The 14,587-nt window shown below is 65.2% G+C and carries 15 protein-coding genes; 6 read left to right on the top strand and 9 right to left on the bottom strand.

All coding sequences use genetic code 11. The features are described from left to right. Window positions 1–14 precede the first annotated feature (14 nt). On the bottom strand, window positions 15–842 hold the full coding sequence (gene mutM / locus AruPA_RS01570; RefSeq protein WP_265635116.1) for a bifunctional DNA-formamidopyrimidine glycosylase/DNA-(apurinic or apyrimidinic site) lyase: 828 nt from the start codon (window positions 840–842) through the stop codon (window positions 15–17). Between the two features lie 28 nt (window positions 843–870). On the opposite strand from mutM, the gene AruPA_RS01575 reads away from it, so the two are divergent. Genes AruPA_RS01575 through AruPA_RS01590 form a run of 4 tightly spaced genes read left to right on the top strand, consistent with a single transcriptional unit; the run spans window position 871 to window position 3,513 of the window. After that, a complete protein-coding gene (locus AruPA_RS01575; RefSeq protein ID WP_265634480.1) occupies window positions 871–1,623 on the top strand; it encodes a class I SAM-dependent methyltransferase in 753 nt (250 codons plus the stop codon). Beyond that, on the top strand, window positions 1,611–2,825 hold the full coding sequence (gene coaBC, locus AruPA_RS01580; protein ID WP_265634482.1) for a bifunctional phosphopantothenoylcysteine decarboxylase/phosphopantothenate--cysteine ligase CoaBC: 1,215 nt from the start codon (window positions 1,611–1,613) through the stop codon (window positions 2,823–2,825). Before AruPA_RS01575 ends, coaBC begins: the two co-directional genes overlap by 13 nt. Beyond that, entirely contained in the window at window positions 2,822–3,286 is a 465-nt protein-coding gene (dut, locus tag AruPA_RS01585; protein WP_265634483.1) for a dUTP diphosphatase, read from the top strand. Before coaBC ends, dut begins: the two co-directional genes overlap by 4 nt. A 2-nt stretch (window positions 3,287–3,288) precedes the next feature. After that, complete coding sequence (locus AruPA_RS01590; RefSeq protein WP_265634485.1) at window positions 3,289–3,513, top strand: hypothetical protein; 225 nt, start codon at window positions 3,289–3,291, stop codon at window positions 3,511–3,513. A gap of 1 nt (window position 3,514) precedes the next feature. Here the strand turns inward: AruPA_RS01590 and AruPA_RS01595 are convergent, their stop codons facing one another. From AruPA_RS01595 to AruPA_RS01610, 4 genes are read right to left on the bottom strand one after another with little or no spacing between them, the layout of a single operon-like run. Then, window positions 3,515–4,282, bottom strand: coding sequence for an SDR family NAD(P)-dependent oxidoreductase (locus AruPA_RS01595; RefSeq protein WP_265634487.1), 768 nt, complete (start codon window positions 4,280–4,282; stop codon window positions 3,515–3,517). Continuing rightward, window positions 4,279–5,832: a cryptochrome/photolyase family protein gene (locus AruPA_RS01600; RefSeq protein ID WP_408858565.1), complete on the bottom strand. Its 1,554-nt coding sequence runs from the start codon at window positions 5,830–5,832 to the stop codon at window positions 4,279–4,281. Before AruPA_RS01600 ends, AruPA_RS01595 begins: the two co-directional genes overlap by 4 nt. A gap of 7 nt (window positions 5,833–5,839) precedes the next feature. Continuing rightward, window positions 5,840–6,475: a DUF6134 family protein gene (locus AruPA_RS01605; RefSeq protein ID WP_265634489.1), complete on the bottom strand. Its 636-nt coding sequence runs from the start codon at window positions 6,473–6,475 to the stop codon at window positions 5,840–5,842. 17 nt (window positions 6,476–6,492) lie between these two features. Further along, window positions 6,493–7,212: an SDR family NAD(P)-dependent oxidoreductase gene (locus AruPA_RS01610; protein WP_265634490.1), complete on the bottom strand. Its 720-nt coding sequence runs from the start codon at window positions 7,210–7,212 to the stop codon at window positions 6,493–6,495. A gap of 96 nt (window positions 7,213–7,308) precedes the next feature. On the opposite strand from AruPA_RS01610, the gene AruPA_RS01615 reads away from it, so the two are divergent. Together AruPA_RS01615 and gltA are read left to right on the top strand one after the other, a co-directional pair. Next, on the top strand, window positions 7,309–7,836 hold the full coding sequence (locus AruPA_RS01615; protein ID WP_265634492.1) for a histidine phosphatase family protein: 528 nt from the start codon (window positions 7,309–7,311) through the stop codon (window positions 7,834–7,836). A 135-nt stretch (window positions 7,837–7,971) separates the two neighbouring features. Next, window positions 7,972–9,282 (top strand): citrate synthase, encoded by a 1,311-nt coding sequence (gltA, locus tag AruPA_RS01620; protein WP_265634494.1) that lies wholly within the window; start codon window positions 7,972–7,974, stop codon window positions 9,280–9,282. Between the two features lie 106 nt (window positions 9,283–9,388). On the opposite strand, the gene rsgA is transcribed toward gltA, so the two are convergent. The 4 genes from rsgA to ftsA all read right to left on the bottom strand — a co-directional run bounded on the left by rsgA (window position 9,389) and on the right by ftsA (window position 14,575). Then, on the bottom strand, window positions 9,389–10,453 hold the full coding sequence (rsgA, locus tag AruPA_RS01625) for a ribosome small subunit-dependent GTPase A (protein WP_265634497.1): 1,065 nt from the start codon (window positions 10,451–10,453) through the stop codon (window positions 9,389–9,391). A gap of 232 nt (window positions 10,454–10,685) precedes the next feature. After that, the gene (locus tag AruPA_RS01630) at window positions 10,686–11,513 is read right to left on the bottom strand and encodes an ion channel (RefSeq protein WP_265634499.1); all 828 of its coding nucleotides are present in this window, start codon (window positions 11,511–11,513) and stop codon (window positions 10,686–10,688) included. Between the two features lie 56 nt (window positions 11,514–11,569). Further along, the gene (gene ftsZ, locus AruPA_RS01635) at window positions 11,570–13,174 is read right to left on the bottom strand and encodes a cell division protein FtsZ (protein ID WP_265634501.1); all 1,605 of its coding nucleotides are present in this window, start codon (window positions 13,172–13,174) and stop codon (window positions 11,570–11,572) included. A gap of 93 nt (window positions 13,175–13,267) precedes the next feature. Then, complete coding sequence (ftsA, locus tag AruPA_RS01640) at window positions 13,268–14,575, bottom strand: cell division protein FtsA (RefSeq protein ID WP_265634503.1); 1,308 nt, start codon at window positions 14,573–14,575, stop codon at window positions 13,268–13,270. Window positions 14,576–14,587 lie beyond the last annotated feature (12 nt).

Genomic DNA, 14,587 nt, shown 5'->3' on the forward strand with positions numbered 1-14,587 from the left:
GCCGGGATCGTGTGTCAGGCCTGCGTGCGGCGGCACCAGAAGGTGGAGCGGTTGGCTTGGGTGGCGCGTTCGATGCCTGTGCAGTGGGGTGGGCCGGGGCAGCGTTCGCAGGGTTGGCCGGTGCGGCCGTAGACTTTCCAGGCGTGCTGGAAGTAGCCGAGTTCGCCTGACGGCTGGACGTAGTCGCGCAGGGATGAGCCGCCGGCGGCGATCGCTTCGGTCAGGGTGGCGCGAATGGCTTTGACGAGGTTTCGGATCTCGGCGGGGGTGAGTGTGCCGGCGAGGCGGAACGGGCTGATTTTGGCGCGGAACAGGGCTTCGCTGACATAGATGTTGCCGAGGCCGGCGATGATGGATTGGTCGAGCAGGGCGGATTTGATCGGGGTTGCCTTGCCGGCGAGGGCGGCGCCGAGCACGCGGGCGGTGAAGTCCGGCAGGAGGGGTTCGGGGCCGAGGCCGAGGATCAGGCGGTGGCTGTCTTCCGCGGCGGTGGCGACCAGATCGAGCGCGCCGAACCGGCGGGGATCGACGAAGCCGACGACACCGCCCTGATCGGTGGTGAGGGTGAGGTGCTGGTGGGGCAGCGGGTCGCGGTCGATCGTCATGCGGCCGGACATGCCGAGGTGGATGAGCACCGAGATGTCGCGATCGAGTTGCATGAACATGTATTTGCCGCGCCGGCGAAACGCATCGACCCGCGCGCCGACGATCGCTTGCACGAAGCCATCCGGCACGGCCCAGCGCAGATCGCCGCGCGCGAGGCGGGCCGCTGTGATACGCCTGCCTTGCAGACTCGCTGCGAGGCCGCGCATGACGGTTTCAACTTCGGGGAGTTCCGGCATGATGCGTTTGTCGCTATAGCCTGATGCCATGGCCGATACCAGCAGCAGCGATACCGTCGATTTCGGGTTTTCCACCGTCGAGCGCAGTGCGAAAAGCCAGCGTGTGCGGGCGGTGTTCAACAGTGTCGCACGGCGATACGACGTGATGAACGATCTGATGTCGCTGGGGGTGCATCGGCTTTGGAAGCGTGATTTCGTCACGCTGATGGACCCGCGGCCGAACCGGACATTGCTCGACCTTGCGGGCGGCACCGGCGACATCTCGTTTCAGTGGCGGCGGCGCGGGGGCGGGCCGGTGTTGTTGACCGACATCAACGAGCAGATGCTCGGCGTTGGGCGCGAGCGCGCGGAGCAGCGCGGCCTGATCGGCGGGATTGCATTCGCGGTGGCCGATGCCGAAGCGCTGCCGATGGCGGATGGCACGGTGGACCGGGTTTCGATGGCGTTTGGCTTGCGCAACTGCACCAACAAGGATCGGGTGCTGAGCGAGGCGCTGCGGGTGCTCAAGCCGGGCGGGCGGTTTTTCTGCCTCGAGTTTTCGAAATTGCAGGTCGCGGTCGCGGCTCCATTGTATGAGCGGTGGTCGTTTGCGGCGCTGCCCGCGATCGGCGCGCGGGTTGCGGGGGACCGGGAGTCTTATCAATATCTCGCTGAGAGCATCCGGATGTTTCCCGATCAGGAGACGCTGGCGGGGATGATGCGGGCGGCGGGATTTGCGCGGGTGACCTACCGGAATCTGACGGGCGGGATTGCCGCGATCCATACGGGATGGCGGATTTGAGTGCAGGCGACGCAGCGGCGGGCAAGCGGGTTCTGCTGATCGTCAGTGGCGGGATCGCTGCCTATAAATCGCTCGAATTGATCCGGTTGCTGCGCAAGGCCGCAATCGGCGTCCGCGTGGTCCTGACGCGGGGCGGTGCGGCATTCGTCACGCCGCTGTCTCTGCAGGCGCTTTGCGAGGATCGGGTGTTCACTGATCTGTTCTCGCTGACCGATGAGAGCGAGATGGGGCATATTCAGCTCTCACGCAGTGCCGATCTGCTGGTCGTGGCACCCGCTTCGGCGGATCTTCTGGCACGGATGGCGGCCGGGATGGCCGACGACCTGGCAACGACGGTGCTGCTCGCGACGGACAAGCCGGTCCTGGTGGCGCCGGCGATGAATGTGCGGATGTGGCAGCACGCGGCGACCACCGCTAACATCGCGTCACTGAAGGCGCGCGGTGTGACCGTGATCGGGCCGGATGACGGGGCGATGGCGTGCGGCGAATTCGGACCGGGGCGGCTAGCTGAACCCGAGGCGATTTTCGCGGCGATTGCGGCCCATCTTGCCGATACGGGTGCGCTGGCGGGGCGGCACGCGATCGTCACCAGCGGGCCGACGCATGAGGCGATCGATCCGGTGCGGTATATTGCCAATCGCAGTTCCGGCCGGCAGGGCCACGCGATTGCGCGGGCGCTGGCGGCCGCAGGGGCGCGCGTGACCCTGGTGACCGGGCCGGTTTCATTGGCCGATCCGCCTGGCGTGACCTGTGTGCATGTCGAATCGGCGCGCGCGATGCATGCGGCGGTCAACGCAGCGCTGCCGGCCGACATTGCGGTGTTCTGTGCGGCGGTGGCGGATTGGCGTGTTGTGCCCTCGGAACAGAAAATCAAGAAATCCGGCGTGCCGCCGCAGTTTTCGTTCGTCGAGAATCCCGATATTCTGAGCGACATTGCACACCGCACCGAGGGTCGGCCGGCGTTGGTGATCGGTTTTGCCGCCGAGACGGAGCATCTGCTCGACAACGCGACGGCGAAGCTTGCGCGCAAAGGATGTGACTGGATCATCGCCAACGATGTCGGGGCGGGTTCGGACGTGATGGGCGGCGAGGCCAACGAGGTTGTGCTGGTCGATAAAAATGGGGCAGAGCACTGGGCGCGGGCTTCGAAGGCCGCAATCGCGGATCGGCTGGTCTTTCGGATGATCGAGGTTTTTTCATGAGTGTGGTTGTTTCGGTCAAGCGCCTGCCCCACGGCGCCGATCTGCCGTTGCCTGACTATGCCACGGCCGGCGCGGCCGGGATTGATCTGCTGGCGGCCAATGCCGAACCGATGGTGATTGCCCCCCTCGCCCGCGCGCTGGTGCCGACCGGTCTGGCGATCGCCTTGCCGCCTGATTTTGAATTGCAGATCCGCCCGCGTTCAGGGCTGGCGCTCAAGCAGGGCATCATGATCGCGAACAGCCCGGGCACGATCGATGCGGATTACCGGGGCGAGATCCAGATCATACTTTTCAATGCCGGTGATGCCGCCTTTACGGTCACGCGCGGCATGCGGATTGCCCAGGCGGTGCTGGCGCCGGTGAGCCGGATTGCTTGGCGCGAGACCGACGATCTGGACCGGACGCCGCGCGATGCCCAAGGTTTTGGCAGTACCGGCACGAATATTTTGACAGGAGGTTGATCATGGCACGGGATAAATCCGACGCATTCAAGCGGCTTGCCGAAAACCGCACCAACGAGGCATTGGATGCGATTCGCAAGATCGGCAATTTGTCGAACCGCAACAATTACAGCTTCTCGCCCGAGCAGATCACCCGGATTTTCACCGCGATCCGCGCGGCACTCGATGCCGCCGAACGGCGATTCGGCGAAAGCGAAGACATTGCCGAGGATCGGTTTACGCTGTGATCTAGTCCTGCCCCTTGGTGCCGCGCGCAATCAGGGGGAAGAACACGCCGTACGGCAGGCTGCGCAGAATCCGCAGCGGCCGGGCCAGTCCTTCGGGAAACGCGATCATGAATGTGTTGGCGTCGAGCCCTTTGATGATGGTGGTGGCGGCGGCATCCGCCTCCATCAGGAACGGCATCGGGAAGGTGTTTTTCGCGGTCAGCGGCGATTTCACGAAGCCGGGGCAGATCGCCGATATTGCGACGCCGCGCTTGTCCAGATCGAATTTGAGCGATTCCGCCAGCGCGATCAGCCCGGCCTTGGTCGCCGAATAGGAGCCGGAGCCTGGCAGGCCGGCGAGACCGGCGAGCGAGGCGACCAAACCGATCTGGCCGGCGCTACGCGCGATCATGCGTGGCATGATCGCCTCGAGGCAGATGGCCGTGCCGGTCAGATTGAGGTCGACCTGGCGGCGGAACCGTGCGGCGCTGAAGGTTTCGGCGGTATCGCGCTCGTAGGTGCCGGCATTCAGAATGGCGCGGGCGATTTTGTGCTCGGCCTCGATTGCGGCGACGGCTGCGTTGATCGCATCGGCATCGGTGATGTCGGCCGGTTGCACGATGACCCGGCCGGGAAACCGTGCCGCCAGGGCCTGTAGCGGGTCTGCGCGCCGGGCGGTGACCGCGACGGTCCAGCCGCGTGCCAGATGCGCTCCCGCCAAAGCGAGGCCGATGCCGCTGGAGGCGCCGGTGATCCATACGATGCCGTCGGCGGGTTTCGGGGTTTTCAAACTCTGATGCCTTTTGCAAGAGATTTACGGAGATGTGCCGCGCGCGCCTGCAAGGCCGCGCGTTTCGCCTCCGCCATGCCCCGCCAGCTGCGCACCGGCATCGCCATGCGGGGGTTGTTGGCGAAGCGTTCCTGATGGCGGTCGATGAAATCCCAATACAGCGCGTTGAACGGGCAGGCGCGGGGGCCGGTTGCGTCCTTCACATCGTAGCTGCATTTGGCGCAGTAATCGCTCATCCGGTTGATATAGGCGCCTGACGCGGCATAGGGTTTCGAGCCGACGATGCCGCCATCGGCGTGCAGCGCCATGCCGCGGGTGTTGGGCATTTCGACCCATTCATAGGCATCGGCGTAGACGGCGAGGTACCATTGATCGACCGCATCGGGGTGGATGCCTGCGAGCAGGGCGAAATTGCCGGTGACCATCAGCCGCTGGATGTGATGGGCGTAAGCGTGGCGCATTGTCTGGGCGATGGTATCGGCCATACAGCGCATCGCGGTGTCACCAGTCCAGTAGAACTCGGGCAAGTCCAGGGTGGCGTCGAGCGCGTTTTTCGTTGCGTAGTCGGGCATATGAAGCCAGTAGACGCCGCGCACGAACTCCCGCCAGCCGAGGATCTGGCGGATGAAGCCTTCTACCGCGTTCAACGGCGCACGGCCGGCATTGTATTCCGCCTCGGCCCGGCGGCAGAGATCGAGCGGGTCGAGCAGGCCGAGATTGAGCGGGGCGGAGACCAGGGCGTGAAACATATAGGGCGTACCTGCAGCCATCGCATCCTGCCAGTCGCCGAATTGGGGCAGGCGGTGCGACAGGAAATCGGCGAAGCCGGCCTCGGCATCCTGAGCGGTGACCGGGTAATCAAACCGCTCCAGCGTGCCGTAATGGCCCGCGAAGCGCGCCGCGACCAGATCGATCACGGCGGTGGTTTCGGCGCTGGGGGCAAAGCGGAGCGGGGTGGGGATTTCGATGGTTTCAGGCAGGGATTTGCGGTTTTCACTATCGAAGTTCCAGCGGCCGCCGACCGGTTCGTCGCCCTCCATCAGGATGCGGTGTTTGCGGCGCATCACCCGGTAGAAGAACTCCATGCGCAGTTGCTTGCGATCTTCCGCCCATCGGGCGAATTCATCGGCGCTGGCGAGGAAGCGGGTATCCTCGCGGTTCTCGCACGGCACATCGGTTTCATCGGACCAGTTGCGCATCGCCTCGCGCACGCGGTACTCGCCGGGCTCGGTCGCGATGATGCGGGTTGGGCGCAGGGCATGGACGGCGCGCGCGACCTCGCCGGACAAGGTACCGGTGTTATCCGGATCGTCGAGCGATACATAGCGCACCTGGATGCCGCGGGCGGTCAGAGCCTTGGCGAAATGGCGCATCGCGGCCAGGATCATGGCGATTTTCCGGGGATGGTGCGGCACGTAGGTGCATTCCCCCATCACCTCGGCCATCAAGACGACATCGGCCTGCGGATCGATATCCGTGAGGCTCGCGATGTCGCGCGATACTTGATCGCCCAGAATAACCCGTAAGGCGGCGGTGCGGCGGTGCGGCATGGCGCGCTCAGCCACGGACGGGCTTGTACGTGATATGGCCCTTGTGGTCGAATGCGAGGCTGGACCAGATATTTTTCTGATCGTAATAGACTGAAAGGCGGATCGGTCCGGTGAGTTTGTATTGCTCAGCCGTAACGGTTCCGCTGGGCAGCGCAGGCAGTTTGAACCAGCCCAGCTTCGCGATGCGGGGTGTATCGGTATGGCCGGTCTGCATATTGATCATGGGCCCCCGGAGCATGGCCTTGTTCCAGTAGGTGAGCGGCAGCGCATTGGCGGGCGCGACGTAGCGTGGCGTGCGATTACCCTGGATGACGACGCCGCTGGACTGGCGTTCGACGAATAATTGATACGGGGTGCCGTTGTCGTTGATGGCGCTGGTGGCCGAGACGAATTGTTCATCGCGCCAATGCTCGACGATATGCGCGGTGTAGCGAAACAGCGGGATCGCCAGCAATCCCACCTTCAACTCGACGTGATTATCGACCGTCAGCATATCGCCGGCATCGATGAAGCGCAGGTGTTGCTCGCCCACCTTGCTGCCGTTGCGGAACACATCGAACGAGAGCCGGTTGCCCTGTGGCAACGGAATCGCCACGGCGGCGGCCATGGCGATGAAACTGCGGCGATCGATCGATGGTTGCATGCGATGGGCCCTTTCCCTCAGGTTCTGGTGCGCAGGATGCCGCGCCCGCCATCGACGCCGATCACCTGGCCGGTGATCCAGCCGGCGTCGGGCGAGAGCAGAAAAGCCGCGAGGGCGGCACTGTCGCCGGCCTCGCCGAGGCGGGGAATCGGGTGCTGTGCGGCGATGGCTTTCGCCATCGCCTCGTTGCCTGTCAGCCCGGCGGCCATTTTGGTGCGCGACAGGCTGGGCGCGATGCAGTTGACCCGCACCGGTGCGAGTTCGGCGGCCAGCGCGACGGCCAGGCCCTCGACCGCCGCCTTGGCGCTGCCGATGACCGTGTGGTTGGGAAATCCGGCGCGCGCGGCAACCGAGGAGAATAACACGACGGCGCCACCGGTGGCACGCAGCCCGGCCTCGGCCGCAGCGACCGCGCGGGCCGCGCCGATGACGTTGAGCGCATAGGTATCGGCGAAATCGGCCACGGTCGCGCGTTTCAGCGGCTTCATCACGATCGAGCCGACGCAATAGGCAAGACCCGCGATACGCGGTCCCGCAGCGGCGATCGCGGCGGTGAGGGCTGCATCATCGGTGACATCGGCCATTGCGTGGCGCGCGCCGAGCTCGGTTGCGAGCGCCGCAAGCGCCGCGCCATCGCGCCCGACGAGATGCAGAGCGGCACCGCGCGCCGCCAGCGTGCGCGCGAGCGCGGCACCGACGCCGCCGGTGGCGCCGAGAATAACGATTGGATCAGACATGCGTACCTCCACCGATATAAATGGGGTGGCCGCCCTTTATCGCGAGGTCACACAGGCTCATAAACATAGCTACGGTAAAATTCGCGAAAGAGCTTCATGCACCAGCTGATTCTGATGCGCCACGCCAAGGCCGAGCGTGCCGGCGACGATGAACCCGACCATGCGCGGGCGCTGAGCGCCGCCGGCCGCGATGCTGCGTTGCGGCTGCGCGGACTGGCCCGCAGCCTGGGTCTGGAACCGGACGTTGTTCTGGTGTCCTCGGCACGGCGCACCCGCGAGACGCTGGATTGCGTTGCGTTCTGGGACGATCAACCGAACATCGAAACGCTGGACGCGCTCTACATGGCGCCGCCGGCCCGCCTGCAGGGAATTCTGCAAGGGCTGCGTGAGACCGTGCGCAGCGTGATGATCATCGGGCATAATCCGGGATTGCACGATCTGGCGCTGGAACTTGCGGCCGGCGCGCCGGGGGCAAGGGCTGCGCCCTCGGCGGCGCACATTGCGTTGAGCGAGGGATTTCCGACCGCGCGAATGGCGGATTTCCTGGTGCTGACACCCTGGCGCGACCTGCGGGCGGCGGCCGTGCGGTTGCAACGGGTGATCGATCCCCCTGCCCAGCGATGATTTATGCTGCATGCGCGAAGGTTGCGCGATGAGGCGGGTTCGATTTACACTCGCTTAAGTTTTAGCCGGTATCGTTTGATCAAACGCGCGACGGGACAGACCGCACAGTCCCGATCGCCCCAAGGGACCATGCCAATGAGCGCCAGCGCCAAACCGAGCCAAGCCACCATCACAATCGAAGGCAGCAACACGACGGCGGTATTGCCGCTGCTGTCCGGCACATTGGGGCCGCAGGTCGCCGATATCCGCAAGCTGCAATCTCAGGCCGGGATCTTCACCTTCGACCCCGGCTACGGCGAGACGGCGTCGTGCGAAAGCAAGATCACGTATATCGATGGCGATGAGGGCGTGCTGCTCTATCGGGGCTACCCGATCGCGCAACTGGCTGAAAAATCGACATTTCTGGAAGTCGCGTATCTGCTGATGTATGGCGAGCTGCCGAATGAGGCGCAGTTCAAGGAATTCGAGCATGGGGTGACCATGCACACCATGCTGCATGAACAGATCCGCCGCTTCTGGGAAGGCTTCCGACGCGACGCCCACCCGATGGCGGTGCTGTGTGGCGTGGTGGGCGCCATGTCGGCGTTCTATCCCGATAGCGTGAACATCAACGATGCGCGCGAACGCGAGATCAGCGCATTTCGCCTGATTGCCAAACTGCCGACCATTACCGCCTGGGCGTATAAATATTCGATCGGTCAGCCCTTCATGTATCCGCGGAACGATTTGTCGTACGCGGAGAATTTTCTGTACATGATGAACGCCGTGCCGGCGGAATCATACCGGAAAAACCCGATCCTCGAACGGGCGATGGACCGGATCCTGATCCTGCATGCCGATCATGAACAAAACGCCTCGACCTCGACCGTGCGGTTGGCCGGATCGACCGGTGCAAACCCCTTCGCCTGCATCGCCGCCGGCATCGCTGCCCTGTGGGGCCCGGCTCACGGTGGAGCGAACGAGGCGGTGCTGAAAATGCTCGGCGAAATCGGTGATAAAAAGAACATCCCGGCATTCATCGCCGAAGTGAAAGACAAGAGCAGCCATACCAAACTCATGGGTTTCGGCCATCGGGTGTATAAAAATTTCGACCCGCGCGCGAAAATCATGCAGCAGACCTGCTACGAAGTGCTCGGTGAACTCGGCATCAAGAACGATCCGCTGCTCGACCTCGCCATGGAACTCGAAAAAATCGCGCTCGACGACGATTATTTCGTCAGCCGCAAACTGTACCCGAATGTCGATTTCTACTCGGGCATCATCCTCAAGGCGATGGGCTTTCCGACCACCATGTTCACCCCGCTGTTCGCCCTCGCCCGCACCACCGGCTGGATCAGCCAATGGATGGAAATGATCGAAGATCCCCAGCAACGCATCGGCCGCCCGCGCCAGCTTTACACCGGCGCCCCACAACGCGACTACGTCGCCATCGCCGCGCGAGCGTAGCCGCGCGGCGCCCTGGTGCCGACTGCTGGGGTGGCGCTCGGAGCGAGTAAGGCCAGGGGCTCTCCCTCCGCCTTGCCCTCTCCCAGCATCACCCCACCCATCGCCATCAGGGCGCGACGTCGCCTGCGCGCCGCTGGCGGGTTGTTTTGGCCCATTTGCGTCGTTGGGCGGCTTCGGCGCGTTTATCGCCGCGGCGTGCGAGGTGGGCCATTTCGCGATCGAGTTTGGCGTAATCGGTCAGGCGGTGTGGCTCGAGCGTGCCGTCCGCGATGGCGGCCTGGACGGCGCAGCCGGGTTCGGCTTCGTGCCGGCAATCGGAGAACCGGCAGCGGGCGGCGATTGTGGTGATGTCGGCGAAGGCGTCGTCGAGCCCTTCGGTCTGCCATTGGGTGATGGCGCGGATGCCGGGGGTATCGAGGATGAGGCCGCCGCCGGCGAGGGAGAACAGGTCGCGGCTGGTGGTGGTGTGGCGGCCGCGGCCGTTTTCATCGGTGATGGAGGTGGCCTGGCGGTTGGTGCCGAGCAGGCGGTTGACCAGGCTGGATTTGCCGACGCCGGAGGAGCCGACCAGCAGGGCGGTTTTGCCGGGGCGGATCAGGGCGCGCAGGGCGGCGATGCCTTCGCCGGTTGCGTTGGAGACCAGGTGGACGGCGACACCCGGGGCTTCGATGGCGAGTTGGTCGATCATCGGTGGGGCGAGTCCGAGGTCGATTTTGGTCAGCACGATCATCGGGATGGCGCCGGAGCCATAGGCGGCGCCAAGCAGGCGTTCGAGGCGGCGGGTCGAGAAATCGGCATCGGCGCCGGTCACGATGAAGACGTAGTCGATATTGGCGGCGATGATCTGTTCGCCTTTGGCGACGTCGTGACGGGTCAGATCGCCGACCGCGCGGGCGAATTTGGTGCGGCGGGGCAGCACGGCATCGATCGTCGCACCGCCGCCTTCGAGGCGGGCGGCGACGAAATCGCCGACCACGGGCAGGCCGAGGTCGGTGTCGCGATGGCGCATGCGTCCGGCGCATTGGGCGCGGATGGTGCCGCCGGCGTAGGCGAGTTCGTAATGGCCGCGGTGATGCGCGATGATGCGGCCGGCGATGTGGGTGGGTTCGGCGATGTCAGAGAAGGATCGGGCGAAGGTTTCGCTCCATCCGAGATGGTCGAGATCGGTCATTTCGATCAGGCTCCATGAGAATAGCGGCAGGCGGGCCTGAAAGACCGGTCGGTGCTCTTCAGGCGCGGGGGCGGGCGACGCGCAGAGCGTCGGGGCGGTTCACAATGACTGTCATGCTGCCCTCCTGTTGCCTGGGTTGGTCCCTGCTTCAGATGGACCGTTTGGCGGCGGATGTCGAGCATAAAGGTCAGGCCGGCGGGTTTCTTTTCACCGGGCCCGAGGCGGTCCGCCGTTATTCCTCCAGATCATGAAACCGGGTGTAGTCGATCGCGAAACTGCCATCGGCCGCGCGGTCGAAAATATCGACGAAGCGGGCGCCGAATTTAATGTCGGTGAAGTTGTAGATATGGCGGGTCGCGACGGTTGAGAGCAGCGTATCGTCGAGTCCGGTGAGGACACAGATGAAGACGCAGTGCTCGCGTGCCAGCGCTTCGGCATCGAGCCCGTAGAGCGGGCTGGACTCCGTGATGCGGTGCATGACGGACCATGACAGCGCAAAGGCGGGTGAGCGGTCGCGCACCAAAGTGAGATCGAGCAGGCGCCGCAGATTGTTGCCTTCGGGGTCGATTTCATCACGGGTCATCGCGACCGTCATTTCCGCGTTGGTCAGGGCGTTGCGGCGGCGGTTGGCGGCGCGGAACATCAGCGTGGGAACGCCGTTGACCGGGTGAATGACGGCGATTTTCGAAAACATCACGCGCGCCTGCGGCCGCGAGAGGCGGGCGAACAGCAGGCCGGTGGCGAGTGCGGTGGAGAGCAGGCCGGTGATGATTTCGACGCTCGCGACCGAATTGGCCAGAATGGTCTTGGGGTAGAGCACGCCATAGCCGGTGGTCGAGAAGGTCTGCACCGAGAAGAACACGGCATCGCCATAGCTGCCCGGCCGGGCACCGCCGATGCCGCCGGTCAGCCAGTAGATCGTGCCGAACAGAAAATTCATCGCCACAATGCCGAGCGCCAGCAGGCCGACGAGGGCGGCCAGCCGCATGGTCATCAGCGCGTGGAACAGATCGGAAAAGCCGACGCGGCCGAGGCCGCGCCGTTCGATCCGGCGGAGCATTTCCGCCGAGAACGGCGCCGGCGGTTTGCGCGGGCGCCGCTTGGGCGGTCGGAGCGTCAGGACTGCTGACGGCGGAGGAAGGCGGGGATGTCGATCCCGATTTCCTCGTTATGGGCGAGGCGGACGGCCGGGCGCGGTTCGCTCTGCGGCACCGGTGCCACAGTGGCATGCGGGGCCGGCGCCGGCTGGTGCTGCTGCGCGGCCGGCGCCTGGTAGTGTTGCGGCGCCGCTTCCTGCGGCATCACGTAGGCGTGCTGCTGCGGTTCCTGGCGGGGCGCTTCGGCGGGCATCGGCTGCGGGGCGGCGGCACCGCGGAAACCGTTGGTCATGCGGCTGAACAGGCTCGCCCTGCGCGCCGGTTCGGCGGCACGCGGCGCATCGCGATAGGCGGCGGGTGCCGAGATCGGGGCACGCATCGGCGGTTCGCTCTGCGTCATCGGTTGTGCGTGCATCGCCTGGGTGTGCGGTGCCTGGGCATGTGCGGCCGCGACGTGAGCCACCTGGGCGTGTGCCGCCTGGGTTGGTGCCATCGGTGCCTGTTGCGGTGCATGCTGCATCGGGCCGGAGGGCACCACGTTCAGATGCGGCTGCTGGTGCTGACCGGTGCTGGCGTTGGCGACCGCATCGGTCATCACCGCGCCACCACCGCCCATGGCGACCAGTTTCGGCCGCTCGGACTGCGCGGGGGCAGCGGAATCGATGCCGGTGGCGACCACCGAAATGCGGACCCGGCCGCCGAGGTTTTCATCGAGCGCCATACCGACCATGATGTTGGCATCTTCATCGACTTCCTCGCGGATGCGATTGGCCGCCTGATCGAGCTCGAACAACGTGAGGTCGGAGCCGCCGGTGATGTTGATCAGCAGGCCGCGCGCGCCCTTCATGTTGGTGTCTTCGAGCAGCGGGTTGGAAATGGCGGCCTCGGCGGCGCGGATGGCGCGGTCTTCGCCCTCGGCCTCGCCGGTGCCCATCATGGCCTTGCCCATTTCCGACATCACCGACCGGATGTCGGCGTAATCGAGATTGACCATACCGGGCACCACCATCAGGTCGGTCACGCCGCGCACGCCCATGTAGAGCACATGGTCGGCCATTTCGAACGCTTCCTTCCAGCCGGTGCGCTCATTGGCGACCTTGAACAGGTTCTGGTTGGGAATGACAATCAGCGTATCGACGTAGTTCTGCAGTTCGGTGATGCCTTCATCGGCCGATTTCAGGCGGCGCTTGCCTTCGAAGGAGAATGGCTTGGTGACGACGCCCACGGTGAGAATGCCGCGTTCGCGCGCCATCCGGGCGATCACCGGTGCCGCGCCGGTGCCGGTGCCGCCGCCCATGCCGGCGGTGATGAACACCATGTGCGCGCCGTCGAGATGGCGGGCGAGATCATCGGCGGCTTCCTCGGCCGAGGCTTTACCAACCTCCGGCCGGCCGCCGGCGCCGTTGCCCTGGGTGATATGCGGACCGAGTTGGATGCGGCGCTCGGCGCGCGAAAGCAGCAACTGTTGCGCATCGGTGTTGGCGACCACGAAATCGACGCCGGGTAGATTGAGCGCGATCATGTTGTTGACCGCATTGGTGCCGCCGCCGCCGACGCCGATGACTGTGATGCGGGGGGTGAAATCGGTGTGGCTGGTCTTCTGGATGGTGAGGTTGAGGGTCATGGCTGCATCTCCTGGCAGGCGGGCGCTGTGCGTTTTGCGATCGCGCGATGAACGGGTGAACGAAGGGTCGGGGCGTGGGGGCGGTGCATCATGTCAGAGGCGCCGCTTGAGGAAATTGAGGATGCGGCCAATGGCGCCGCTCGGCGCCTCGGCGGTGAAATCGAGATCGTGCATGGTCTGGCCATCACCGGTTGCAAATGCCAGGAGCCCGATCAGTGTGGCGAAATTGGGACCCGTCGCGGCATCGGGCAGGCCGATCACGCCGAACGGCCGACCGAGCCTGACCTGTCGGTTGAGGATATGCGCGGCGAGTTCACGCGCGCCGACCAGCTGTGCGGCACCGCCGGTCAGCACGACGCGCCCACCGGCAGCGCGGCCGAGGCCGGAGGTTTCGATCCGGTCGCGCGCGAGTTCAAAAATCTCTTCGAGTCGCGGGCGGATGATCGAAACCAGCGCGCTGCGCGGCACCTTGGCGAGCTGATATTCCGCCTCACCCACCAGCGGCACGTGCAGCAGTTCGCGCACATCGTCCGGGCTTTCCTGGCAGCTGCCGAACAGGGTTTTCAACCGCTCGGCATGGGCGACCTGGGTGGACAGCAGGCGCGCGACGTCATTGGTGACGTGGATGCCGCCGATCGGCAGCTGCGCGGTATGCAGCAGATGACCTTCGGCGAATACCGAAATCGTCGTCGTGCCCCCGCCCATGTCGATCACGGTGGCGCCGAGCTCGCGTTCGTCCTCCACCAGCGTGGCGAGGCCGGCGGCGAAAGGCGCTGAAACCATCGCCGATATCTCAAGCTCGCACCGCTCGAGGCAGGCGGTCATCGTCCTGATCGCGGTGGAGGCGGCATCGACCACGTGAAGCTGGGCGGTCAGCGTGTCGCAATACAGGCCGCGCGGATCGGCGACGCCGCCGGTCTCATCGCTTGCGAAGTTCAACGGCAGCACATGGATGGTGCCGCGCCCCTCGGTCGAAGCGCGGGCGCGCGCTTCGCGGACGACGCGGCGGATATCGTCGCCGGTGACGGCGCGCCCATCGATCGGCCATTGCACGTTGAACAGCCGTGACTGCGGCTGGCCGCAGGACAGATTGACCACGACCGATTTCAACCGCATGTCGGCCTGATCTTCGGCCGCACCGACCGCGGCCCGGATGCTGCGCTCGGCCTCATCGAGATCGACGATGCCGCCCGCCTTGATGCCGCTGCCCTTCTGCCAGCCGAACCCCAGCGCGCGCAGCCGGCCATCGGATTCCGCACGGCCGATCAGGCAGGCGATTTTGGTCGAACCGATATCGAGCACGCCGAACGGGCCGGATCGCGCGGGTCTCGGCCTGGCGTTGTCAGGCCGCCCCTCGCCTTTTGGCGACGCCAGTGCGGCACGCCTCGACATGTCGTTCATGGCGCGGTCCTT

Origin of the sequence: Acidiphilium sp. PA (genome assembly GCF_026191915.1) — a bacterium.
Classification (GTDB): Bacteria; Pseudomonadota; Alphaproteobacteria; order Acetobacterales; family Acetobacteraceae; genus Acidiphilium.